The 23,095-nt window shown below is 69.3% G+C and carries 21 protein-coding genes and 1 riboswitch; of the genes, 14 read left to right on the top strand and 7 right to left on the bottom strand.

Translation table 11 applies throughout. From position 1 onward, the window contains the following. Nucleotides 1–282 precede the first annotated feature (282 nt). Nucleotides 283–1,470, bottom strand: coding sequence for a quinolinate synthase NadA (gene nadA, locus CP981_RS10715; protein WP_026169723.1), 1,188 nt, complete (start codon nucleotides 1,468–1,470; stop codon nucleotides 283–285). A gap of 301 nt (nucleotides 1,471–1,771) precedes the next feature. Between nadA and erpA the strand changes: the two genes are divergently transcribed. Beyond that, nucleotides 1,772–2,125: an iron-sulfur cluster insertion protein ErpA gene (gene erpA / locus CP981_RS10710; protein ID WP_006606077.1), complete on the top strand. Its 354-nt coding sequence runs from the start codon at nucleotides 1,772–1,774 to the stop codon at nucleotides 2,123–2,125. Between the two features lie 107 nt (nucleotides 2,126–2,232). Here the strand turns inward: erpA and CP981_RS10705 are convergent, their stop codons facing one another. Then, a complete protein-coding gene (locus CP981_RS10705) occupies nucleotides 2,233–3,768 on the bottom strand; it encodes a hypothetical protein (protein WP_085925387.1) in 1,536 nt (511 codons plus the stop codon). Between the two features lie 126 nt (nucleotides 3,769–3,894). After that, on the bottom strand, nucleotides 3,895–4,122 hold the full coding sequence (locus CP981_RS10700) for a hypothetical protein (protein ID WP_085925388.1): 228 nt from the start codon (nucleotides 4,120–4,122) through the stop codon (nucleotides 3,895–3,897). 159 nt (nucleotides 4,123–4,281) lie between these two features. On the opposite strand from CP981_RS10700, the gene CP981_RS10695 reads away from it, so the two are divergent. After that, nucleotides 4,282–5,256: a carbohydrate kinase family protein gene (locus tag CP981_RS10695; protein WP_085925389.1), complete on the top strand. Its 975-nt coding sequence runs from the start codon at nucleotides 4,282–4,284 to the stop codon at nucleotides 5,254–5,256. Between the two features lie 9 nt (nucleotides 5,257–5,265). Here CP981_RS10695 and CP981_RS10690 read toward each other — a convergent pair whose 3' ends face one another. Then, the gene (locus CP981_RS10690) at nucleotides 5,266–6,729 is read right to left on the bottom strand and encodes a cysteine desulfurase/sulfurtransferase TusA family protein (protein WP_085925390.1); all 1,464 of its coding nucleotides are present in this window, start codon (nucleotides 6,727–6,729) and stop codon (nucleotides 5,266–5,268) included. 374 nt (nucleotides 6,730–7,103) lie between these two features. Here CP981_RS10690 and ctaC point away from each other — a divergent pair, with 374 nt between their 5' ends. The 4 genes from ctaC to CP981_RS10670 all read left to right on the top strand — a co-directional run bounded on the left by ctaC (nucleotide 7,104) and on the right by CP981_RS10670 (nucleotide 11,600). Continuing rightward, nucleotides 7,104–8,066 carry an aa3-type cytochrome oxidase subunit II gene (ctaC, locus tag CP981_RS10685; protein ID WP_085925391.1) on the top strand — a complete coding sequence of 321 codons (963 nt, stop codon included), beginning with the start codon at nucleotides 7,104–7,106 and terminating at the stop codon, nucleotides 8,064–8,066. Continuing rightward, the gene (gene ctaD / locus CP981_RS10680) at nucleotides 8,063–9,799 is read left to right on the top strand and encodes an aa3-type cytochrome oxidase subunit I (RefSeq protein WP_150522322.1); all 1,737 of its coding nucleotides are present in this window, start codon (nucleotides 8,063–8,065) and stop codon (nucleotides 9,797–9,799) included. The genes ctaC and ctaD overlap by 4 nt, the downstream gene beginning before the upstream one ends. Then, nucleotides 9,796–10,194 (top strand): cytochrome c oxidase subunit 4, encoded by a 399-nt coding sequence (locus CP981_RS10675; protein ID WP_030083935.1) that lies wholly within the window; start codon nucleotides 9,796–9,798, stop codon nucleotides 10,192–10,194. Before ctaD ends, CP981_RS10675 begins: the two co-directional genes overlap by 4 nt. A 134-nt stretch (nucleotides 10,195–10,328) precedes the next feature. Then, complete coding sequence (locus tag CP981_RS10670) at nucleotides 10,329–11,600, top strand: L,D-transpeptidase (protein WP_208852923.1); 1,272 nt, start codon at nucleotides 10,329–10,331, stop codon at nucleotides 11,598–11,600. Nucleotides 11,601–11,619: 19 nt separating this feature from the next. Here the strand turns inward: CP981_RS10670 and CP981_RS10665 are convergent, their stop codons facing one another. Next, a complete protein-coding gene (locus CP981_RS10665) occupies nucleotides 11,620–12,021 on the bottom strand; it encodes a DNA-binding transcriptional response regulator (protein ID WP_085927301.1) in 402 nt (133 codons plus the stop codon). A 263-nt stretch (nucleotides 12,022–12,284) separates the two neighbouring features. Between CP981_RS10665 and ctaE the strand changes: the two genes are divergently transcribed. From ctaE to CP981_RS10635, 6 genes are all read left to right on the top strand, one after another. Then, nucleotides 12,285–12,905: an aa3-type cytochrome oxidase subunit III gene (gene ctaE, locus CP981_RS10660; RefSeq protein ID WP_085927300.1), complete on the top strand. Its 621-nt coding sequence runs from the start codon at nucleotides 12,285–12,287 to the stop codon at nucleotides 12,903–12,905. Nucleotides 12,906–12,982: 77 nt separating this feature from the next. Next, nucleotides 12,983–13,792 (top strand): cytochrome bc1 complex diheme cytochrome c subunit, encoded by an 810-nt coding sequence (qcrC, locus tag CP981_RS10655; RefSeq protein ID WP_085927299.1) that lies wholly within the window; start codon nucleotides 12,983–12,985, stop codon nucleotides 13,790–13,792. Further along, a complete protein-coding gene (gene qcrA / locus CP981_RS10650) occupies nucleotides 13,789–14,853 on the top strand; it encodes a cytochrome bc1 complex Rieske iron-sulfur subunit (RefSeq protein WP_085927298.1) in 1,065 nt (354 codons plus the stop codon). Before qcrC ends, qcrA begins: the two co-directional genes overlap by 4 nt. Then, on the top strand, nucleotides 14,850–16,487 hold the full coding sequence (gene qcrB, locus CP981_RS10645; protein WP_085927297.1) for a cytochrome bc1 complex cytochrome b subunit: 1,638 nt from the start codon (nucleotides 14,850–14,852) through the stop codon (nucleotides 16,485–16,487). Before qcrA ends, qcrB begins: the two co-directional genes overlap by 4 nt. A 140-nt stretch (nucleotides 16,488–16,627) precedes the next feature. Beyond that, nucleotides 16,628–17,692 carry an anthranilate phosphoribosyltransferase gene (gene trpD, locus CP981_RS10640; protein ID WP_085927296.1) on the top strand — a complete coding sequence of 355 codons (1,065 nt, stop codon included), beginning with the start codon at nucleotides 16,628–16,630 and terminating at the stop codon, nucleotides 17,690–17,692. Nucleotides 17,693–17,783: 91 nt separating this feature from the next. Beyond that, nucleotides 17,784–17,901, top strand: a riboswitch (SAM riboswitch). A gap of 169 nt (nucleotides 17,902–18,070) precedes the next feature. Next, the gene (locus CP981_RS10635) at nucleotides 18,071–19,450 is read left to right on the top strand and encodes an aminotransferase class V-fold PLP-dependent enzyme (RefSeq protein ID WP_085927295.1); all 1,380 of its coding nucleotides are present in this window, start codon (nucleotides 18,071–18,073) and stop codon (nucleotides 19,448–19,450) included. A gap of 509 nt (nucleotides 19,451–19,959) precedes the next feature. Here CP981_RS10635 and CP981_RS10630 read toward each other — a convergent pair. Beyond that, on the bottom strand, nucleotides 19,960–20,241 hold the full coding sequence (locus CP981_RS10630; protein ID WP_085927294.1) for an Lrp/AsnC family transcriptional regulator: 282 nt from the start codon (nucleotides 20,239–20,241) through the stop codon (nucleotides 19,960–19,962). Continuing rightward, a complete protein-coding gene (locus CP981_RS10625; RefSeq protein ID WP_042162181.1) occupies nucleotides 20,238–20,918 on the bottom strand; it encodes a rhomboid family intramembrane serine protease in 681 nt (226 codons plus the stop codon). Before CP981_RS10625 ends, CP981_RS10630 begins: the two co-directional genes overlap by 4 nt. 294 nt (nucleotides 20,919–21,212) lie before the next feature. Here CP981_RS10625 and CP981_RS10620 point away from each other — a divergent pair, with 294 nt between their 5' ends. Next, nucleotides 21,213–21,452 carry a hypothetical protein gene (locus CP981_RS10620; protein WP_085927293.1) on the top strand — a complete coding sequence of 80 codons (240 nt, stop codon included), beginning with the start codon at nucleotides 21,213–21,215 and terminating at the stop codon, nucleotides 21,450–21,452. An 18-nt stretch (nucleotides 21,453–21,470) separates the two neighbouring features. After that, entirely contained in the window at nucleotides 21,471–22,844 is a 1,374-nt protein-coding gene (locus CP981_RS10615) for an NYN domain-containing protein (RefSeq protein WP_085927292.1), read from the top strand. Nucleotides 22,845–23,095: the final 251 nt, after the last annotated feature.

The following is a 23,095-nucleotide window of genomic DNA, read 5'->3' as shown; positions in this document are numbered from 1 at the left end:
GTCACTCACTCCCCCACGGGAGGGGACGGGCCGGAGGGGCCGGTGTGTGGGACGTAAAGCGAAGCAGTCCCACACACCGGCCCCGGAGGTCCGTCACCGCACCCACAGCCCCGCGCAGCGGACAAGGCCCGCCGCAGGCGCAACGGCGGGAAAGCCGCAAGCGCGACCGAGGCACAGCCCCGCGCAGCGGACCCGGCCCGCCGCAGGCGCCACGGCGGGGGCACCGCGCAAGCGGGCCACAAACGGCGAGGTCCCCCACGGCGGGAAAGCCAAAAACGCGGGCTAAGGCAACGCCAGCATCCGCTCAAGAGCCAGCTTCGCGAAGCTCTCCGTCTCCTTGTCGACCTCGATGCGGTTGACGACCTTGCCGGCGGCCAGCGACTCCAGCGCCCACACCAGGTGGGGGAGGTCGATCCGGTTCATCGTCGAGCAGAAGCAGACCGTCTTGTCGAGGAAGACGATCTCCTTGTCCTCCGCGGCGAAACGGTTCGCCAGCCGGCGGACCAGGTTCAGCTCGGTGCCGATGGCCCACTTCGAGCCGCGCGGGGCGGCCTCCAGCGCCTTGATGATGTACTCCGTCGAGCCGACGTAGTCCGCCGCCGCCACGACCTCGTTCTTGCACTCGGGGTGGACCAGCACGTTGACGTCGGGGATGCGGGCCCGCACGTCGTTCACCGAGTCCAGGGAGAAGCGGCCGTGCACCGAGCAGTGGCCGCGCCACAGGATCATCTTGGCGGCCCGCAGCTCCTCGGCGGTCAGCCCGCCGTTCGGCTTGTGCGGGTTGTAGACCACGCAGTCGTCCAGGGACATACCCATGTCGCGGACGGCGGTGTTGCGGCCCAGGTGCTGGTCGGGCAGGAAGAGGACCTTCTCGCCCTGCTCGAAGGCCCAGTCCAGCGCGCGCTTGGCGTTAGAGGAGGTGCAGATCGTGCCGCCGTGCTTGCCCGTGAAGGCCTTGATGTCGGCGGAGGAGTTCATGTACGAGACCGGCACGACCTGTTCGGCGATACCGGCCTCGGTGAGCACGTCCCAGCACTCGGCGACCTGTTCGGCGGTGGCCATGTCGGCCATCGAGCAGCCGGCGGCGAGGTCGGGGAGGATGACCTGCTGGTCGTCGCCGGTGAGGATGTCGGCCGACTCCGCCATGAAGTGCACACCGCAGAAGACGATGTACTCGGCGTCCGGCCGGGCGGCGGCGTCCCGCGCGAGCTTGAACGAGTCGCCGGTGACATCGGCGAACTCGATGACCTCGTCGCGCTGGTAGTGGTGCCCGAGGACGAAGACCTTGTCCCCGAGCTTCGCCTTGGCCGCGCGGGCGCGCTCGACGAGGTCGGGGTCCGACGGGGCCGGCAGATCGCCGGGGCACTCCACACCGCGCTCGCTCTTCGGGTCGGCCTCTCGGCCGAGGAGGAGCAGGGCCAGCGGGGTCGGCTGGACGTCCAGGGGCTGGGCGGTGGTCACAACACGCACCCTCTCTTCTCTACGTGCCTTTTCGTCTATTTGACGTTATCTATCATAGCTGCTTCACGTCACTTTGACGATGGCCATAGTGTCGATGTGACGCATCAGAACCCCCCGGTGTGCGGTCGGCCACCTGTTCCCGGCGGCCGGTGTGCGAGCATGAGGAGAGAACGACAGGAGAGGCTGCCCCCGGCGGTGTCCGGAAGGCTTCTCGACGAATTGCGCCCAGCCGGAATTAATCCGGGACGTCCCCGGTTGCAGCTGGTTGCAACCGATGACAAGCGGTCCGTACAACCCGGGAGAGATCTAGATGAGCGTTCAGGACGAGACCACCGTCAGCGACGGCATCATCCTGTCCGACGCGGCCGCGTCGAAGGTCAAGAGCCTTCTGGAGCAGGAAGGCCGGGACGACCTCGCGCTGCGGGTGGCTGTTCAGCCCGGCGGCTGCTCCGGCCTGCGCTACCAGCTCTTCTTCGACGAGCGCTCGCTCGACGGCGATGTCGTCAAGGACTTCGACGGTGTCAAGGTCGTCACCGACCGGATGAGCGCGCCCTACCTGGGCGGTGCCTCCATCGACTTCGTCGACACCATCGAGAAGCAGGGCTTCACGATCGACAACCCGAACGCCACCGGCTCCTGCGCCTGCGGCGACTCCTTCAGCTAAGGAGTACGGGCACGTACGCACGAAAGCGGCGCCCCCCGAGAGGGGGAGCGCCGCTTTCGCTGTATCGGTCTCCGCCGGGTCCGGCCCGGCGGTTTCCGCGGGGCCCGTTACCGCTTCGGCACGGAGTCGCCGCTCGACTCATCGATCACCTTCCGGCCGTCCAGCGGCTTGTCCAGCGTCACGGTCTTGGTGAACTCCTTGGCGATCTTCACGCAGACCTGGCCGGGCTTCTTGTCCTTGCCGACGACCTTGGTCTTCACCGTTTTCGCCGACTCCTCCGCGCTCACCGAGTAGACGCTGCACACCCCGCCCCAGAAGTGCACCGTCAGTTTCTTGCCGCCGTCGCTCACGTCGTACGACTCCAGGGCCATCGCCCCCGGCTTCCCGGACGGCTTGTGCGGCGACTGTCCCGGGCTCTGCGACGTCCCGCCGCCCCGGTGGGCCAGGTACTTCGGGTTCACCGCCGGGTGCGTGACCGTCGAGGCGCTGTCCGGGCCGCTGCCGGCGCCCGGCTGGCGCACCTTGTACAGCCACGACGGCACCAGCGCCTGGCCGCCGTCCACGTACTGCACCGCGAGCCCGAAGACCGCACCGGTCACCTCGGCCGGCGGCTGCGCCTTCGTCGGCGACGGCTCGCACGGCGCGATCCCGTCGCCCTTGCCGTCCTTGTCACCCTTGTCGGCCGTGCCGCCGGGTGCCGAGGGGCAGCCGGCCGGCGTGCGGCCGCCGCCCGAATTCAGCCGGTCCAGCGTCTTGTCGGCGCTCAGCACCGGATACTCCGCGCCCTTGACCGGGTTCGCCAACTGGCCGCTGCCACCGACCACCTGACCGTCCGAGCCGACCTGGAGGTCGCTCTGCCAGCCATAGGTCGGCAGCCCGCCGAGCACCGGGTTCGCGGTCACGACCCGTACGGCGCCGGACAGTCCGCCCGCGTCGAGCCGGGCGTTCTTCTGGCCGAGGGCCGCCAGTACGGGCTGCGCCGCCTTCTTGGCCTTCTCCGGCGACACCGCGCCCTTGCCGCTGCTGTCGTCCTCGGTCGTGACGTCCCCGCCGCCGCGGTACGACGGACAGCCCGGCCGGTTCGACGGCGTACCGCCACCGGACCCGTCCTGGCCGCCCTTGGGGGACGACGGCAGCGCACAGTTCGTCCCGCCCGGCGTGCCGTACTGCGAGTACGTCCACGCGCCCGAGCCGGTCTTGCTCACCTGGAGGAGGGGGCCACGGGAATCCGGCGCCCCGCCCACCTTCCAGCTGGTGCCGTCCGAACGGACCTTTCCGGCCACATCCAGGGCCTTCGCCAGCCGCTCCACCGACTGCCGGCTGATCTCCCCCTTGGGGCGGTACACCGGCGCGGACGCCGGACCGCCGGGCAGCTTCTTCACCGCCCGGTACTTCGCACCCTGCGGATTGGGCTCACCGGCCGCGATCGAGCCGCCGCCGGTGTAGCCGTCGAGTGCGAGCGGTGGCGGGTCGCCCTTGGCCGCGGAGCCCGCGCCGGAGCCCTCGCTGCTGGACGCGGACGAGGCCCAGTACGCCGCGCCGCCCCCGGCCAGCAGCACCGCGGCAGCCAACGAGGCGGCCACCAGCGGGGTGCGCCGCTTGCGCTCCTTGGGGTTCGTGTCGGTGCTGTCCTCGGTGTTCACCGCATCGCTCCTTCAGCTCCGCTGAACATCTGACGTGCCATCCTCCATGAGGTGGACGCCGATGGGACGGGGCGGGGGCGTGCGCGGTTCCCCCCGGCACGCGCTGTGGCGGCCGCGGGGCGGACTTCAGTCGCCGTACTCGGACATTCCGTCCACGAGGGCGGCGGAGGAGGAGGGGACCTTGATGCCGTGCAGATCGGCGGCGCGTCCCGGGGCGGGCGCGGGGCGCCGGCCGGCCTTCCAGTGGCCCGCCATCCGCGCGCAGTCGCCGCGCAGCTCGTCGAGTGACTCCGGCTCCTGCGGGTCGGGGGAGGCGCCGTGGCGCGGTGTGACGGCTTTCACAGGCTTGGTCATAGGGGCACCGTACGCAGCTGAGTATCGAGGAGAAAGACCTACTATTGGGTAGTTTCAGTGGTTCCAAGTGTCCGGGATGACCGGGTGGCGCGCGACCTCGCGGGGTAGCGTTGCTTCACGTCCGCCCGTCCCTCCGCCTTCCGCAGGAGCAGACCCGTCGTGCGTATCGCAGTCACCGGCTCCATCGCCACCGACCACCTGATGACCTTCCCCGGCCGTTTCGCCGATCAGCTGGTCGCCGACCAGCTGCATACGGTCTCCCTCTCGTTCCTGGTCGACCAGCTGGACGTCCGCCGCGGCGGCGTCGCCGCCAACATCTGCTTCGGCATGGGCCAGCTCGGCACCGAGCCGATCCTGGTCGGTGCCGCCGGCAACGACTTCGAGGAGTACCGCGCCTGGCTCGACCGCCACGGCGTCGACACCCGCTCCGTCCGCATCTCCGAGGTGCTGCACACCGCCCGCTTCGTGTGCACCACCGACGCCGACCACAACCAGATCGGGTCGTTCTACACCGGCGCGATGAGCGAGGCCCGGCTGATCGAGCTCCAGCACGTGGCCGAGCGGGTCGGCGGCCTCGACCTCGTCCTGATCGGTGCGGACGACCCCGAGGCGATGATCCGGCACACCGAGGAGTGCCGCAGCCGCGGCATCCCCTTCGGCGCCGACTTCTCCCAGCAGATCGCCCGGATGGACGGCGACGCCATCCGCACCCTCATGGAGGGCGCCGCCTACCTCTTCTCCAACGAGTACGAGAAGGGCCTGATCGAGTCCAAGACCGGCTGGACCGACGAGGAGATCCTCGCCAAGGTCGGCACCCGCGTCACCACCCTCGGCGCCAGCGGCGTCCGCATCGAGCGGGTCGGCGAGCCGACGATCGAGGTCGGCGTCCCGGAGGAGAACGCCAAGGCCGACCCGACCGGCGTCGGCGACGCCTTCCGCGCCGGCTTCCTGTCCGGCCTGGCCTGGGGCGTCGGCCTGGAGCGCGCCGCGCAGATCGGCTGCATGCTGGCGACGCTGGTCATCGAGACCGTCGGCACCCAGGAGTACGAGCTGCACCGCAGCCACTTCATGGACCGCTTCACCAAGGCCTACGGCCACGAAGCCGCCGCCGAGGTCCAGCAGCACCTGGTCTGAACCGCCGGGTCAGGCGCGGCGCCGCACGACATACGCGGCGCCGCGCTCGGCCGGCCGCTCACCCGCGTACTCCTGCTCGCGCATGGCGCACCAGGCCGGGATGTCCAGCCGGGCGGCCTCGTCGTCGGCGAGCACCGTCACCGTCCCGCCGACCGGCACCTCCAGGATCGCCTTCGCCAGCTCGATCACCGGGAGCGGACAGCGCTTGCCGAGCGAGTCGACGACCAGACCGGCCGGTTCGGCGGAGGCCGCGGGCTCGCCGGGCTCTTCGGCCGCCGCTGCCGGGGCCGCTTCCGGCCCCCCGCCGGCCGTAGCCGCCACCGTCTCCCGCCCCGCCGCCGGGACGCCCAGCCGCTCCCGCACCGAGCGCACCACCGCCGGCAGCACCTCCAGGAAGCGGTCCACCTCCGCCCCGTCCGTGCCGTACGGCAGCGAGACCCGCACATTCCCCTCGGACAGCACGCCCATGGCGCGCAGTACATGGCTCGGCGTCAGCGTGCTGGACGTACAGGACGAGCCGGACGACACCGAGAAGCCCGCCCGGTCGAGCTCGTGCAGCAGCGCCTCCCCGTCGACGTAGAGGCAGGAGAAGGTCACGAGGTGGGGGAGGCGGTGCACCGGATGGCCGACCACCTCCACATCCGGGACCAGCTCCGGCACCCGGGTCCGGATCCGGTCCACCAGCTTCCGCAGCCGCGCCGCCTCGCCGGCGGCCTCCTGGCCCGCCCGCAGGGCGCGCAGCGACGCCGCGGCGGCCACGATCGCCGGGAGGTTCTCGAACCCCGGGCTGCGGCCCGCCTCGCGCTCGTCCCGCGGCCCCTGGGGGGCGAACCGGGTCCCCTTGCGGACCGCGAGCAGCCCCACCCCGGGCGGGCCGCCCCACTTGTGGGCGCTCGCCGCCAGCAGTGACCAGCCACCGGGCACCGGCCCCCAGGGGAGCGACTGTGCGGCGTCCACCAGGAGGGGTACGCCCGCCTCCTGGCAGAGCGCGGCCACTTCCTCGACCGGCTGTTCGGTGCCCACCTCGTGGTTGGCGGACTGGAGGCAGACCAGCGCGGTGTCCGGGCTCAGCGCGGCGGCGACGTCCCCGGCCGCCACCCGGCCCGTACGGTCCACCGCCAGCTCCGTGCAGCTGCCGCCGGCCGCCGTATGGACCTCGGCGGCATGCAGGACGGAGGAGTGCTCTACGGCGGAGTGCAGCAGCCGGCGACCGACACGCCGGCGGGCCGCCAGCGCCCCCGAGACTCCCGAGTGCACCGCTTGTGTCCCCGAAGGGGTGAAAACCACTTCGTCCGGGCGGCAGCCCACCGCCTCGGCCGCGGCCTCGCGCGCGGCGTCCAGCAGCAGCCGGGCGCGCCGCCCCTCGCGGTAGAGGCGGGCCGGGTCGGCCCAGCCTTCGTCCAGCGAGGCGAGCAGGGCCTCACGGGCGACGGGATGCAGCGGGGCGGCGGACGCCGCGTCGAAGTAGGGCACATACAAGACGTTAGTCCCCTCTTTCCGGGGAGCGGGCCGCCCACCCGGCCGGGCGGGGGCACGGGAGCCCGGTCCTCGGGGGCGGGGCGGGCCGGCGCCTGCCGGGAGAGCGGTCGGCGCCGGTGCCGGGCGCGGCGTCAGATGCCTGGTGAAAGCGGGTAATCGGGGCTTCGGAGACCGTCTCCCACCGGCCTCGGCCACCCCTTAGGGGTGCGACGCGGCGCGTTGGGCACCCTCCCCGCGCGACCCCAAATAGCGTCCAGTAGGGTTTGGTCCGCATAAACATCCAAACCCCTGCCCGCGCCAGGGCCGGCGACCGACCAGCGAGACGGCCGCAGCCGGTCTCGCGGGCGAGACTCTCGGGAAGGCGCTACGTGAGTCCCAACGGCTCCGACCGCTCGTCGCGGCGCCCGATGCGGCGGAAGCTGCCGCAGGTGCTTGCTGCGGGCCTGGTCCTGGCGACCGCGACTGGTTGCACATATAAGGACTTCCCCCGCCTCGGCATGCCAACGCCCGTCACCGACGAGGCGCCGCGGATCCTCTCTCTTTGGCAGGGCTCCTGGGCCGCCGCCCTCGCAACGGGCGTGCTGGTGTGGGGCCTGATCATCTGGAGCGTGATCTTCCACCGCCGAAGCAGGACCAAGGTGGAGGTCCCCGCGCAGACCCGGTACAACATGCCGATCGAGGCGTTGTACACGATCGTGCCGTTCATCATCATTGCGGTGCTTTTCTACTTCACCGCACGTGATGAGAGCGCACTCCTCAAGACTTCCAAGAAGCCGGACCACGTCGTGAACGTGGTCGGCTTCCAGTGGAGCTGGGCGTTCAACTACCTGGAGAACGTGGACGGCAACAAGTCGACCTCGGCCATCAACTCCAGCGCGCTCGACGCGATCCCGGACAAGTGGAAGAAGTCCGCGCCGGCCGGTGCGGACGGCGTCTACGACGTGGGCAACCCGGGCACGCGGAACCCGCAGAACGGCAACCCCGGTCCGACCCTGTGGCTGCCGAAGGGCGAGACGGTTCAGTTCGTGCTGACCTCTCGCGACGTCATCCACTCCTTCTGGGTGGTGCCGTTCCTGATGAAGCAGGACGTCATCCCGGGCCACACCAATGTCTTCGAGGTGACTCCGAACAAGGAGGGCACCTTCATGGGCAAGTGCGCCGAGCTCTGCGGTGTCGACCACTCCCGGATGCTCTTCAACGTCAAGGTTGTCTCCCCCGAGCGGTACCAGGAGCACCTGAAGGACCTGGCGAAGAAGGGCCAGACCGGATACCTGCCGTCGGGCATTGAGCAGACGGATCACGCCAGGAATGCGGAGACCAAGAACCAGTGAGCATCCTCAACGAACCTCAGGGTGCCGCCGCCGATACGGCTCCGGCAGCACCGCCCGTACGCAAAAAGCAACCCGGCATCGCTGTCGTGAAGTGGCTGACGACCACTGACCACAAGACCATCGGCACGATGTACCTGGTCACGTCGTTCGCGTTCTTCTGCGTCGGCGGCCTGATGGCGCTGCTCATGCGCGCCGAGCTGGCCCGTCCCGGCCTCCAGATCATGTCGAACGAGCAGTTCAACCAGGCGTTCACGATGCACGGCACGATCATGCTGCTGATGTTCGCGACGCCGCTGTTCGCCGGATTCGCGAACTGGATCATGCCGCTCCAGATCGGCGCGCCCGACGTGGCGTTCCCGCGGCTGAACATGTTCGCCTACTGGCTCTACCTCTTCGGCTCGCTGATCGCGGTGGCCGGCTTCCTCACCCCGCAGGGTGCGGCCGACTTCGGCTGGTTCGCCTACTCCCCGCTGTCGGACGCGGTCCGCTCGCCGGGCGTCGGCGCCGACATGTGGATCATGGGTCTGGCCTTCTCGGGCTTCGGCACGATCCTCGGTTCGGTCAACTTCATCACCACGATCATCTGCATGCGGGCGCCTGGCATGACGATGTTCCGGATGCCGATCTTCACCTGGAACGTGCTGCTGACCGGTGTGCTGGTCCTGCTCGCCTTCCCGGTGCTGGCCGCCGCGCTGTTCGCCCTGGAGGCGGACCGTAAATTCGGTGCCCATGTCTTCGATGCGGCAAATGGCGGAGCGCTGCTCTGGCAGCACCTCTTCTGGTTCTTCGGCCATCCAGAGGTGTACATCATCGCGCTGCCGTTCTTCGGCATCATTTCCGAGGTCATTCCGGTCTTCTCCCGGAAGCCGATGTTCGGTTACATCGGTCTGATCGCGGCGACGATTTCCATCGCCGGTCTTTCGGTCACGGTCTGGGCGCACCACATGTATGTGACGGGCGGCGTGCTGTTGCCGTTCTTCTCGTTCATGACGTTCCTGATCGCGGTGCCGACGGGTGTGAAGTTCTTCAACTGGATCGGCACGATGTGGAAGGGCTCACTGTCCTTCGAGACGCCGATGCTGTGGACGATCGGCTTCCTGATCACCTTCACCTTCGGTGGTCTGACCGGTGTCATCCTGGCCTCGCCGCCGATGGACTTCCACGTCTCCGACTCGTACTTCGTCGTGGCGCACTTCCACTACGTGGTGTTCGGTACGGTCGTCTTCGCGATGTTCGCCGGCTTCCACTTCTGGTGGCCGAAGTTCACCGGCAAGATGCTGGACGAGCGGCTCGGCAAGATCACGTTCTGGACGCTGTTCGTGGGCTTCCACGGCACCTTCCTCGTCCAGCACTGGCTCGGTGCCGAGGGCATGCCGCGGCGTTACGCGGACTATCTCGCGGCCGACGGCTTCACGGCGCTGAACACCATCTCGACGATCAGCTCGTTCCTGCTGGGCCTGTCGATCCTGCCCTTCATGTACAACGTCTGGAAGACGGCGAAGTACGGCGAGAAGATCGAGGTCGACGACCCCTGGGGCTACGGCCGCTCGCTCGAGTGGGCGACGTCCTGCCCGCCGCCGCGGCACAACTTCCTCACCCTGCCGCGCATTCGCTCCGAATCCCCGGCGTTCGATCTGCACCACCCGGAGATCGCAGCTCTTGACGCGCTGCACAACGGCCGTGCCACCGAGGACGACAAGTCCCTCGCCGGCGGCAAGGAGGCGGGCAAGTGAAGATCCAGGGCAAGATGTTCATCTGGCTCTCCGTCTTCGTCCTCGCCATGGCGATCGTCTATGGCGTCTGGTCGAAGGAGCCCGCGGGTACCACCGCACTGTTCCTCGCCTTCGGCCTGTGCATCATGGTCGGCTACTACCTGGCCTTCACGGCCCGGCGGGTCGACGCGGGTGCACAGGACAACGAGAACGCCGAGGTCTCGGACGACGCCGGTGAGCTGGGCTTCTTCAGCCCGCACAGCTGGCAGCCGCTGTCCCTGGCCGTCGGTGGCGCGCTCGCCTTCCTGGGCGTCGTCTTCGGCTGGTGGCTGCTGTACTTCTCCCTGCCGGTGATCCTCGTGGGTCTCTTCGGCTGGGTCTTCGAGTACTACCGCGGCGAGAACCGCACGCAGTAACGGCACACAGCTGCCGTCGGGCGGGCCCGGACACCTCAACAGGTGTCCGGGCCCGCCGCTTTTGGTGGCGCGGGCCAGACCCGTTTGCAGTCCTCCAGCGCGCTGAGACAGGTGATTCTTCATATTTTTGGGGCATGAGTCACAGACCTCGAACCCGGACGGTGCTGAGCTGCGGCCTCCTGCTCGTGCCCCTTGCGGTGAGCGCCACCGCGTGCGGGGGCTCGGATTCGGAAGCGCTCTCCGCCAATCCCTACGACGCGGCCGACCAGATCTCGGCCAACACCCCGGACGGCAACAAGAAGGCGGACCCCGACAAGCCGCTTGAGGTGTCCGTCAACGGCGACGACGCGCGCATCACCGACGTCACGGCCACCGATTCCACCGGCCGCTTCGTCCACGGTGAGCTGAGCGCCGACGGCAGGCACTGGCGCACCACCGCGCCGCTGGCCGCCGGCTCCCGCTACACGGTGCGGGTGAGCACCGAGGAGGACGGTGAGCCCGGCCGCAAGACGCTCGTGGTCAACACCAAGGAGGCGGACGGCCAGTTGACCGCCGCCTTCGGGCCGGAGGCCGGCGAGTACGGCGTCGGCCAGCCGGTCACCGCGGAGCTGAGCCAGCCCGTCAAGGACCCGAAGGCCCGCGCCATCGTGGAGAGCGCCCTGAAGGTCGATTCCATGCCACGGGTGCAGGGCGCCTGGCACTGGGTGGACGACAAGAAGCTGCACTTCCGCCCGAAGGAGTACTGGCCCGCCCACGCCACGATCTCGGTGCACAGCAACCTGGCGGGCCTGAAGATCGCCAAGGGGCTCTACGGAGGCCCGTCCAAGCCCGTGAAGCTCACCACCGGCGACCGGGTGGAGGCGATCACCGACGCGGGCACACACCAGCTCACGGTGTGGCGCAACGGCGAGACGATCAAGACCATCCCGGTGACCACGGGCAAGCCCGGCTTCTCCACCCGCAACGGCATCAAGGTCGTCCTCGGCAAGGAGAGCTTCGTACGGATGCGCAGCTCGACGGTCGGCATCGCCGCCGGGAGCGGGGACTCCTACGACCTGCCGGTCTACTGGGCCACCCGGGTGACCTGGAGCGGCGAATACGTCCACGCCGCACCCTGGTCCGTCGGATCGCAGGGCGCGGCGAACGTCAGCCACGGCTGTACGGGCATGTCCACGGGCAATGCCCAGTGGTTCTTCAACACCGTGCGGGTCGGCGACATCGTCAAGGTCGTCAACAGCGGCGGCGACACCATGACGCCGTTCGACAACGGCTTCGGTGACTGGAACATGCCCTGGAAGGAATGGCGGGACGGCAGCGCGCTGAAGAACAGCGCGTCCAGCACCACAGGAGCGGCCGAGCGGGTGCAGAACCCGGTTGGAGAGGCCCGGCTGCGCCCGCGGATCTGAGCGGCGCCCAGCAGGCCGCTCAGGCCTGTACCAGGCTCCTGCGGCGCAGCAGCCCGGCCAGGGTGTCGGCGAAGGCCACCGGGTCCAGCGGATGGGTCACCGCGGCGTCCGCCCGGCTCCAGGTGGCCAGCCAGGCGTCCTGGGGCCGGCCGATCAGCAGCAGCACCGGCGGACACCGGAAGATCTCGTCCTTGATCTGCCGGCAGACGCCCATACCGCCCGCGGGCGCGGTCTCGCCGTCCAGTACGCAGACGTCGATGCCGCCCTGCTCCAGGGCCGTCAGGACGGCCGGTGCGGTGGCGCACTCCAGGATCTCGATCTGCGGGGCATCGGCGGCGGGGCGCCGTCCGGCCGCCAGCCGGACCTGCTCGCGGGTGTTGGCGTTGTCGCTGTAGACCAGCACCGTGGCAGTCGCCTGCATCGTTCCTCCACGCTTCGTAGCGGCACAGCATCGGGTGGGGCGGATGCTACTCCCGCAAGGGGCGCCGGCAGGAGGGGTTGACCGGATCCAAGATCTGCCCGACGGCCCGTCAGGACCGGCGCCGGCGGGCCCGCGGCACGGCGGCCGGCCGGGTACGTCCCCCCTTCGAGCGACCGCCGGAACGGTCCGTACGAGCAGGGCATACGTCCTTGACACACCGAACGGCACCCCCCGGAGTGAGGGCGGGATAAGCGACCGACATAATGTCGGTCGTGGCGACAGCAACGACAGTAGAAACCGGGCACGCGCACCCGTCGGTCAATCGGCCGAACCTCACCAGCGTCGGAACCATCATCTGGCTGAGTTCCGAGCTGATGTTCTTCGCGGCCCTCTTCGCGATGTACTTCACCCTTCGATCGGTGACCGGAACCGAGTATTGGAAGGAATCCGCCGATGCGCTGAATCTTCCGTTCTCCGCGACCAACACCACGATCCTGGTGCTCAGCTCTCTGACCTGCCAGCTCGGCGTTTTCGCGGCCGAGCGTGGCGATGTCAAGAAGCTCCGGGCCTGGTTCGTGGTCACCTTCGTCATGGGTGCGATCTTCATCGGCGGTCAGGTCTTCGAGTACACGGAGCTGGTCAAGCACGAGGGCCTGTCGCTCTCGTCCGGCCCGTACGGCTCGGTGTTCTACCTGACCACCGGTTTCCACGGACTGCATGTGACGGGCGGTCTGATCGCCTTCCTGCTGGTCCTGGGCAGGACGTACGCGGCCAAGAGGTTCACCCACACACAGGCCACCGCGGCCATCGTCGTGTCCTACTACTGGCACTTCGTCGATGTCGTCTGGATCGGCCTCTTCGCCACGATCTACCTGATCAAGTAGTCCGGACCCAGACCGGCTCGTATCAGACAGACCTATCCAAAGCATCGACGCAGAAGATCCTGACACCGGGGTAATCCGTGAAAAAGCTCTCCGCACGACGGCGCCACCCGCTGGCGGTGCTCGTCGTCCTACTCCTTGCGCTGGTGTCTACCGGAGGGGCGTACGCCGCGTTCGCGCCGGCGGACAAGGCTCAGGCCGATGACACCGCTCAGTCCCTTGCCATCAAGGAGGGCAAGAAGCTCTTCGCCGTGGGCTGCGCCAGCTGCCACGGCACCGGCGGTCAGGGCACCTCCGACGGCCCCAGCCTGGTCGGCGTCGGCGCCGCAGCCGTGGACTTCCAGGTGGGCACCGGCCGTATGCCGGCCCAGCAGCCCGGCGCCCAGGTGCCGCGGAAGAAGAACATCTACACCAATGCCCAGATCGACCAGCTCGCGGCCTACGTCGCCTCGCTGGGCGCCGGCCCGACCGTGCCGGACAAGGAGCAGTACAGCCCCGACGGCGCCAACATCGGCAAGGGCGGCGAGCTGTTCCGCACCAACTGCGCGCAGTGCCACAACTTCACCGGTAAGGGCGGCGCCCTGACCGATGGCAAGTACGCACCGACGCTCGAGGGCGTGGACCCGAAGCACATCTACGAGGCCATGGAAACCGGCCCGCAGAACATGCCCTCCTTCGGTGACGGTTCGCTGTCGAAGCAGAACAAGAAGGACATCATCGCGTACCTCGGCGCCGTCAACGGCGATGAATCCGAGAGCCCCGGCGGCCTCGACCTCGGCGGTCTCGGTCCGGTCAGTGAGGGTCTCTTCGGTTACATCTTCGGCCTGGGCGCGCTGATTGCGGTCGCCATCTGGGTCGCAGCCCGGACTACGAAGGCCAAGAAGTCATGAGTGAGACTGGACGACACGAAGACGTGCCAGAAGAAACCCTTCCCGGTGAGCGGGAGACGGCTCACGAAGGTGCGGTGACCACGGCGGAGAACCCCTTCGCCGACCCGGGTCTGCCGCCCCACGAGCACCGTGCCCAGGACATCGACGACCGGGCCGCCAGGCGCTCCGAGCGCACCGTGGCGCTGCTCTTCGTCGTGTCCATGATCGCCACGGTCGCCTTCATCGCCTCGTACGTGGCGATCCCGATCGAGCGGAACGTCTACATCTGGCCGCTCGGTCACATCAGCGCGCTGAACTTCGCGCTCGGTCTGACGCTGGGCGCGGCGCTCTTCTGCATCGGCGCCGGCGCGGTCCACTGGGCCCGCACGCTGATGTCCGACGAGGAGGTCGCCGACGAGCGCCACCCGATCGAGGCGGCGCCGGAGGTCAAGGCCAAGGTCATGGCGGACTTCGCCCAGGGGGCGAAGGAGTCGCAGGTCGGCCGCCGCAAGCTGATCCGCAACACGATGTTCGGCGCGCTGGCCCTGGTGCCGCTCTCCGGTGTGGTGCTGCTGCGCGACCTCGGGCCGCTGCCCGGGAACAAGCTGCGCACCACGAACTGGAAGAAGGGCGTCCGCCTGGTCAACCAGTCCACCAACCTCCCGCTGCGTCCCGAGGACATCGCCGTCGGCTCCCTCACGTTCGCCAAGCCCGAGGGCCTGGAGGAGGACGACGAGGAGTTCGCGGAGAAGATCGCCAAGGACGCCCTGATGCTCGTGCGGATCCAGCCGCAGAACATCAAGGACAAGCACGAACTCTCCTGGTCGCACGAGGGCATCGTGGCGTACTCGAAGATCTGCACCCACGTGGGTTGCCCGATCAGCCTGTACGAGCAGCAGACGCACCACGTGCTCTGCCCCTGCCACCAGTCGACGTTCGACCTCTCTGACGGCGGTCGGGTGATCTTCGGTCCGGCCGGACACGCCCTGCCGCAGCTGCACATCACAGAGAAGGACGGCTTCCTGGAGGCCGCAAGCGGCTTCGAGGAGCCCGTCGGCCCGAGCTTCTGGGAGCGCGGATGAGTAACGAGACGAGCGCGACCACCACGCGCCGTGGCCAGGCGCCACGGGGCGAGCGGATCGCCGACTGGGCGGACGGCCGGCTGGGCATCTACAGCCTGGCCAAGTCCAACATGCGCAAGATCTTCCCGGACCACTGGTCCTTCATGCTGGGTGAGGTCGCGCTTTACAGCTTCATCATCATCATCCTGACCGGTGTCTATCTGACGCTGTTCTTCCACCCGAGCATGGCCGAGGTGACCTATCACGGTTCCTACGTTCCCATGCAGGGAATCCGGATGACGCAGGCCTTCGAGTCGACGCTGAACATCAGCTTCGACGTGCGTGGCGGTCTGCTGATCCGGCAGATCCACCACTGGGCCGCGCTGGTCTTCCTGGCCGCGATGATGGTCCACATGATGCGGGTGTTCTTCACCGGCGCCTTCCGCAAGCCGCGCGAGGTCAACTGGCTGTTCGGCTTCCTGCTGCTGGTGCTGGGCATGTTCACCGGCTTCACCGGCTACTCGCTCCCCGACGACCTGCTCTCCGGCACCGGTGTGCGGTTCATCGAGGGCGTCATCCTGGCGATGCCGCTGGTCGGTTCGTACCTGCAGTTCTTCATCTTCGGCGGGGAGTTCCCGGGGCACGACATCATCCCGCGGTTCTTCACGGTGCACGTGCTGCTGCTGCCGGGCATCATGCTCGGCCTGCTGGTGGCGCACCTGATCCTGGTCTTCTACCACAAGCACACCCAGTTCCCGGGTGCCGGCAAGACCAACAACAACGTCGTGGGCATGCCGCTGCTGCCGGTCTACATGGCCAAGGCCGGAGGCTTCTTCTTCCTGGTCTTCGGTGTGATCTCGGTGATCGCCGCGATCGCCAGCATCAACCCGGTGTGGGCGATCGGCCCCTACCGGCCCGACCAGGTGTCCACCGGCGCCCAGCCCGACTGGTACATGGGCTTCGCCGAGGGTCTGGTGCGTGTCATGCCGGGCTGGGAGTGGAACTTCTGGGGCCACACCCTCAACTTCGGTGTGCTGATCCCGATCCTGATCTTCCCGCTGGTCCTGGTCGCGATCGCCGTCTACCCGTTCATCGAGTCCTGGGTCAAGGGCGACAAGCGCGAGCACCACATCCTGGACCGCCCGCGCAACGTCCCGACCCGTACCGGCTTCGGTGTCGCCTGGCTCGTCGCGTACTTCGTGATGCTGATCGGTGGCGGTAACGACCTGTGGGCGACGCACTTCCACCTGTCGATCAACTCGATCACCTGGTTCGTGCGGATCGCGTTCTTCGTCGGACCGGTGCTGGCCTTCATCGCCACCAAGCGGATCTGCCTGGGGCTCCAGCGTCGCGACAAGGACAAGGTGCTGCACGGACGCGAGTCCGGCATCATCAAGCGCCTGCCGCACGGTGAGTTCATCGAGGTCCACGAGCCGCTCGACCAGGAGCAGCTGCACCTGCTCACCCAGCACGAGCAGCCCGCGCCGCTCGAGCTGGGCCCCGAGGTCGACGAGAACGGTGTGGAGCGCAAGCTGTCGCGTTCGCAGAAGCTGCGCGCCAAGCTCTCCAAGGCCTACTACGGCGAGGACAACGTCATCCCGAAGGCCACGGCCGAGGAGTACAAGGAGATCACCAGCGGCCACGGCCACCACTGATCACCGCAGCGCTTCCTAGCGCACCGTAGGTAGTACGCCACCCAGAGGGCCCCGTCCGATCATCGGACGGGGCCCTCCGGCGTGCCCGGCGGCTCGATAGGGTGACGGCATAAGCAGGAGACAATCCAGGAGAGTGGACCATGAACGTTGTGACCCCGGTTGGCGGCGACAGCGTGGCGGCCCAGACCTGGCCGGAGCTCCTCAACGCCCTGCTCGCCGGCCGTGACCTCAGCGCGGACGACACCGCCTGGGCGATGGACAAGATCATGCGGGGCGAGGCCGGCGACGCCCAGATCGCCGGGTTCGCGGTGGCCCTGCGCGCCAAGGGCGAGACCGTCGCCGAGATCTCCGGTCTGGTGCGCACCATGTACGCGCACGCCCGGCTGATCGAGGTGCCCGGACCGAGCGTGGACATCGTCGGCACCGGCGGCGACGGTGCCAAGACCGTCAACATCTCCACGATGTCCTCGATCGTGGTCGCCGGCACCGGCGCCAAGGTCGTCAAGCACGGCAACCGCGCCGCCTCCTCCGCCAGCGGCGCCTCCGACGTCCTGGAGAAGCTCGGGGTCAATCTCGACCTCACCCCGCAGCGGGTCACCGAGGTCGCCAAGGAAGCGGGCATCACCTTCTGCTTCGCGGTGAAGTTCCACCCCTCGCTGCGGCATGTCGCCAACGCGCGGGCCCAGCTCGGCATCCGTACCACCTTCAATGTGCTCGGCCCGCTGACCAACCCCGCGAAGGTCCGCGCCCAGGCGACCGGTGTCGCGGACGCCCGGATGGCGCCGATCCTGGCCGGGGTGCTCGCCGAGCGCGGCTCGTCGGCGCTGGTGTTCCGCGGCGACGACGGCCTGGACGAGCTGACCACGACCGCGACCTCCCGGGTGTGGATCGTCCGGGACGGCACGGTGCGCGAGGAGTCCTTCGACCCCCGGGACGTGGGCATCCCCCTGGTGCCGGTGGAGGCGCTGCGCGGGGCGGACGCCTCGTACAACGCGGACGTGGCCCGCCGGCTGCTGGACGGGGAGACCGGCCCGGTGCGCGACGCGGTGCTGCTGAACTCCGCGGCGGCGCTGGTCGCGCTGGAGCCGGCGGACGCCCCGCTGGCCGAGCAGATCCGGGCCGGGATCGAGCGGGCCGCGGCCTCGGTCGACTCCGGCGCGGCCAAGCGGGCGCTGGAGCGCTGGGTGGCCGCCAGCAACACATGAGCGCACGGTGACACACGGTGTGACGCAAGGCCCTGTCCGTCATACGGACCGGGCCTTGCACCTCTTTGCCCGTGTGGCATGATGCTGCGCAGGTCACGAGTGACAGCGATGCAGGCCCCGGCCCGCTGTCCGGCAACCCTCCTTCCGTGGCGGGGTGCCCCGGGTGATGACCAGGCCGTAGGCAGCGAGGTCTGCGGCAAGCGCGGATCCCTCGCCAGGGATCCTGGTCCCCGAGGGAGAACTTCCGTGAATCAGCGAATGCGATAGGGCCCGACGGCCCCGTTTCCGCATCCCTTTTTCCTTTTCGCCGCGGTGCCCCGGCGCGCCCTTCCGCGCCCCGCCCGCCGCGAATTCGCTTACCTCTTACGGGAGTTCGCCATGTCCGTTTCCGCCGTTGCCGCCGACCGCTCCGTCTGTGCCCCGCTGCCGGTTCTCGGCCGGGACGTCCTCGTCCCGCTCGTGACCGGCGGCGAGGTCGACTACGCCGCGCTGGACTACGCCGCCAGCGCCCCCGCGCTCCAGCGGGTCTGGGACGACGTGGCGGCCTACGCCCCGTACTACGGCAGCGTGCACCGCGGCGCCGGATACCTCTCGCAGCTGTCCACCGACCTCTTCGAGAACAGCCGCCGCACGATCGAGGAGTTCCTCGGCTGCCGCACCGAGGACCAGGTCGTCTTCACCCGCTCCACCACCGACTCGCTGAACCTGCTCGCCGCCGTACTCCCCGAGAACACCCGGGTGTTCGTCTTCGAGACCGAGCACCACGCCTCGCTGCTGCCGTGGGAGCAGCGCCCGGACGTCGCGGTGACCTACCTCAACGCCCCGCGCACCCCGCAGCAGGCCGTGGACACCCTCGAAAAGGCGCTGGCGGCACGCGAGCCCTACGGCCCGGCGCTGGTCTGCGTGACCGGTGCGTCGAATGTGACCGGTGAGCTGTGGCCGGTGCGGGAGCTGGCGGCCGCCGCGCACGCCCACGGCGCCCGGATCGTGCTGGACGCGGCACAGCTCGTCCCGCACCACCCGGTGGACCTCGGCGAGATGGACGTGGACTGGGTCGCCTTCTCCGGCCACAAGCTCTACGCGCCGTTCGGCGCCGGGGTGCTGGCCGGCCGCGCGGACTGGCTGCGGGACGCCGCCCCGTACCTGGCCGGCGGCGGCGCCAGCCGCAAGGTCTCCCGCCGCTCCGACGGCGGGGTCGACGTCGAGTGGCACACCACCGCGGCCCGCCACGAGGCCGGTTCGCCCAACGTCATCGGCGCCTACGCCATCGCCTCGGCCTGCCGGGCGCTCACCGAGGCCGGCTTCGAGGGCCTGGTCGCCCGCGAACAGGAACTGATCGCCCGCCTCCGCACGGGCCTGGCCGAGGTACCCGAGGTCACCGTGCTCTCCCTCTTCGGCGACGACGCCGCCCGCGTGGGCGTCCTCTCCTTCGTCGTCGAAGGCTGGAACAGCTCCCACTTCGCGGCCGCCCTCTCCGCCGAGTACGGCATCGGCGTCCGCGACGGCCTCTTCTGCGCCCACCCCCTCGTCCGCACCCTCCTGGGCAGCGCCCCCCAGGACTCCGGCGAGTGCGGCGCCCCCGACGCGGCCCCCGGCGAAAAGTCCCTCAACGCCATCCGCGTGAGCTTTGGCGCCGGCACGCCGGATGAGCATGTTGACCGCTTCCTGGAAGCGGTCAAGGAACTGGTGACGAACGGCGCCCGCTGGAACTACCGCACCGAAGGCGGGCGTTGTGTGCCAGCGCGGAGCGCGGATTGATTCCCACGTTTTTGTCTTTCCCGCCGTGGTGGTTGCTCGCCGTTGCGCCTGGCGGCGGGCGGGTCCGCTGCGCGGGGCTGTTGGGGTGCGGTGACGGGTCTGCGCGGGTGGGGGTTTCCGGACTGCTTCGCTTTACGTCCGGAAACCCCCACCCGCGCAGACCCGTCCCCTCCCGTTGAGGGGTGGGAAAGACGGTCGGTGGGGGTGCACCTAGGTGGTTCGGTGCAGCTCGCAGGTCGCAGTGAACAGCTGGTTAGCACCGGCGCGGCTTACGAGGGCCAGCCCCCACTCACCGTCACTCATTCCCTCAACGGGAGGGGACGGGCCGGAGGGGCCGGTGTGTGGGACGTAAAGCGAAGCAGTCCCACACACCGGCCCCGGAGGTCCGTCACCGCACCCGACAAACACCCGGCCCGCCGCAGGCGCAACGGCGGGGGCACCGCGCAAGCGGGCCACAAACGGCGAGGTCCCCCACGGCGGGAAAGCCGAAAACGTGGGAAAAAGACGGGCTACGCTTCGAGCCCGATCGCAAAGGCGGCCTCAAGGTCGTGCTGGCTATAGGTGCGGAAGGCGATGTGCGTCTCCGTGGAGGCGACGCCGGGGACCTTGCTGATGCGGCCGGGGATGACGTCCGCGAGGTCGTCGTGGGCGGCGACGCGGACCATCGCGATGAGGTCGTGGGCGCCGGTGACCGAGTAGACCTCGCTGACGCCGTCCAGTGCGGCGATCTTCTCGGCGATCTCCGGGATCTGGTCCACGTTGGTCTTGATGAGCACGATCGACGTGATCACGGCTGGCTCTCTTCCTCGGTCGCCCGGTCGTTCGCCCTGGTGGCCCCCACACTATCCCTCCCGTAGCGGGCCCATGCGTAGAGGAAGCCGAGGGCGAAGCCGATGACATGGGCGAGGTAGGCGACGCCCGGGCCGCGGGGGTCGTCCTGGGCTGCCTGCCACTGGATGACGAACCAGAACAGCAGCACGATCCAGGCGGGAAAGCGCAGCGGCAGGAAGAACAGGAACGGGAAGAGGCTGGTGACGCGGGCCGTCGGGAACAGGTAGAGGAAGGCGCCCAGGACGCCGGAGATCGAGCCGGAGGCGCCGACCAGGGTCTGGCCGGAGTCGGCGTGTGCGGCCGCGTAGCCGAGCAGCGCCAGGTAGCCGATGATGAGGTAGAAGGCGGTGAACGGCAGCCGGCCCATGCGTGCCTCGGCCATCGCGCCGAAGACGTAGAGGAACAGCATGTTGCCGAGCAGGTGCAGCCAGCTGCCGTGCACGAACAACGCGGTGAGCGGCGTGACCAGTGCCCGTACCGAGCCGCTCCACAGATCCAGTGGGATCACGCCCCACCGCTCGAAATAGGCGGTCTGGGCCTTCAGCAGGGCGTCGCCGGTGCCGTATATCCGGTTCAGGCCGGAGGCGGGGCCGAGCACGAAGACCGCACAGCACAGGCCGATCAGCACATTCGTCATCCGCGAGAACACCGCGGTCAGTGACCGGGTGGGGTGCGGACGGCGGGGGAGGAGACCGGACGAGCGGGGAGAACGGGGAGTGGGGGCCGGCGCCGTCATGAAGTGATCATGGCTTAATGCGGGGCAATCGGGACAGAGTGCCTCGCCGTGTCCCGGCACCCGGGCGGGGCCCGCACCGGCCCCCCGTCAGGCCGTAGGGTTACAGGCAGTACTTTGCGTACTTCCGCAGTCCGACGGCGCACCGCGTGAACCGCGCAACCGCACATGACGATGAGTACGAAAGAGGACGACACGATGTCTGTTCCCCTGCCGACGGCCGGAACCCGGTGGCGCTGCACGCTGTGCGGCAACCTCACGCGTTTCGACGTGACCCGCCAGTCCAAGGTGGTGGAGTACGTCCACCTGGACCTGGCCGGGGAGCCGAAGGTGGAGGAGCGCGAGGTCCTCAGTGAGAGCATCGAGTCCGTGCGCTGCCGCTGGTGCAACGCGGTCGACCAGATCGAGCTGGTGGACCGTCCGGGCGCGAACGCCTGAGATCGGAGCGATGCAGCCGTGGTGGACCGTCCAGAAGGGGAGCCGGGGGCCCAGCGTGACGACGTACCCGAGGGTGCGGCGGACGAGGTGCTCGACCGACCGCTGCCCGAGGGCGTACGGCGCCGTGTAGTGGCGCTCACCGCGGAGTCGTTCGGCGCGCTGACGGTCGCCGAACTCCCGCCCCCGCTGCGGCAGTACGCCCGGTTCACCCCGACCCGTCGGGCCAAGTTCGCCGGTAACGCGATGGCCGCGGCGCTGGAGGGCGACGCGGTCTTCCGGCAGCGGATCGCCGGCAAGCTGCACGAGGCGCAGCCGGAGCTGGCCGCGGCGCTGGAGCACGGCACCCCGCCCGCGGCCGCCGATCCGCTCGATGTCGCGGCGGCGGCCTATGTGCTGCGGCCCGAGGGCTGGGTCAAGCTCGTCGCGGCGGCCGGCGAGGAGGCCCAGCGGGCGCGCGCGGAGCGGGCCGGCGAGGAGGCCGAGCGGGAGCTGGCCCGGCTGCGCGAGGAACTGGCGCAGGCGCGCGGCGAGGCCCGTACGGAGGCCGACCGCATCCGGGTGGACCTGGACGCGGTGCGCAAGGAGAACGAGTCGCTTCGGCGCAAGCTGCGCAGTGCGCTGAGCGACGTCAAGCGCGGTGAGGCGGCGGTCCGCAAGGCCGAGGCCGCACTGGCGGAGGAGCGGGACCGGGCAGCCACCGAGAAGACCACGGCGGACAGCGAGGTGCGCCGCCTCAAGAGCCGGATCACCGAGGCCGAGACGGCGCTGGAGACCAGCCGGCGCTCCGCGCGTGAGGGCCGCAGCGTCGAGGACATGCGGCTGCGGCTGCTGCTGGACACGGTGCTGGACGCGGCCCAGGGGCTGCGCCGCGAACTGGCCCTGCCGCCCGCGAACGTCCATCCGGCGGACACCGTCGAGGCGGTCGCGCCGGGGCGGATGACGCCCAAGGACATCGCGACCCGGGCGCTGTCGGAGATGGACCCGGCGCTGCTCGACCAGCTTCTCGCCCTGCCGCAGGCGCATTTGGTGGTGGATGGCTACAACGTCACCAAAACCGGCTATCCGACCATGCCGCTCGAAAAGCAGCGGCTGCGGCTGCTGGGCGGCCTCGCGGTGCTGGCGGCACAGACCGGCGCCGAGATGACCTGTGTCTTCGACGGGGCGGAGCTGGCGGCGCCGGTGCTGCTGGCACCGCCGCGCGGGGTCCGGGTCCTGTTCAGCAAACCGGGCGTAACGGCCGATGAGTTGATTCGTCAGCTGGTAAGGGCCGAACCGCCCGGCCGTCCGGTCGTCGTGGTCTCCACGGACCGGGAAGTGGCCGACGGTGTGGCGAAGGCCGGGGCGCGCCCGGTCGCATCGGCCCTGCTCCTCAAGCGACTTGCCCGCACCTGACGCACCGCCCTCGGGCGGGGTGCCGGAGGCCGGAATCAGCTCGCACTCCGTATCTGAGCGTCAATTGGCGCTTACTGCCTGTGTGATGTTGGTAAAGGATGGGGTTGGTGGCGCAGAATTTTCCCGTGAGGATTTGAAGCGATCACAACTCCGTTACTAAGGTCAGCCCCGAACCTTCATGCAGATGATCATCCAACCGGGATGAACAGTGAAGGAACCGCCGAGTCCGCGGCGTTCACGCGGAGCCGGGG

This window comes from Streptomyces platensis (assembly GCF_008704855.1).
GTDB lineage: Bacteria > Actinomycetota > Actinomycetes > Streptomycetales > Streptomycetaceae > Streptomyces > Streptomyces platensis.
This window is presented reverse-complemented; position numbering and strand designations above follow the sequence as displayed.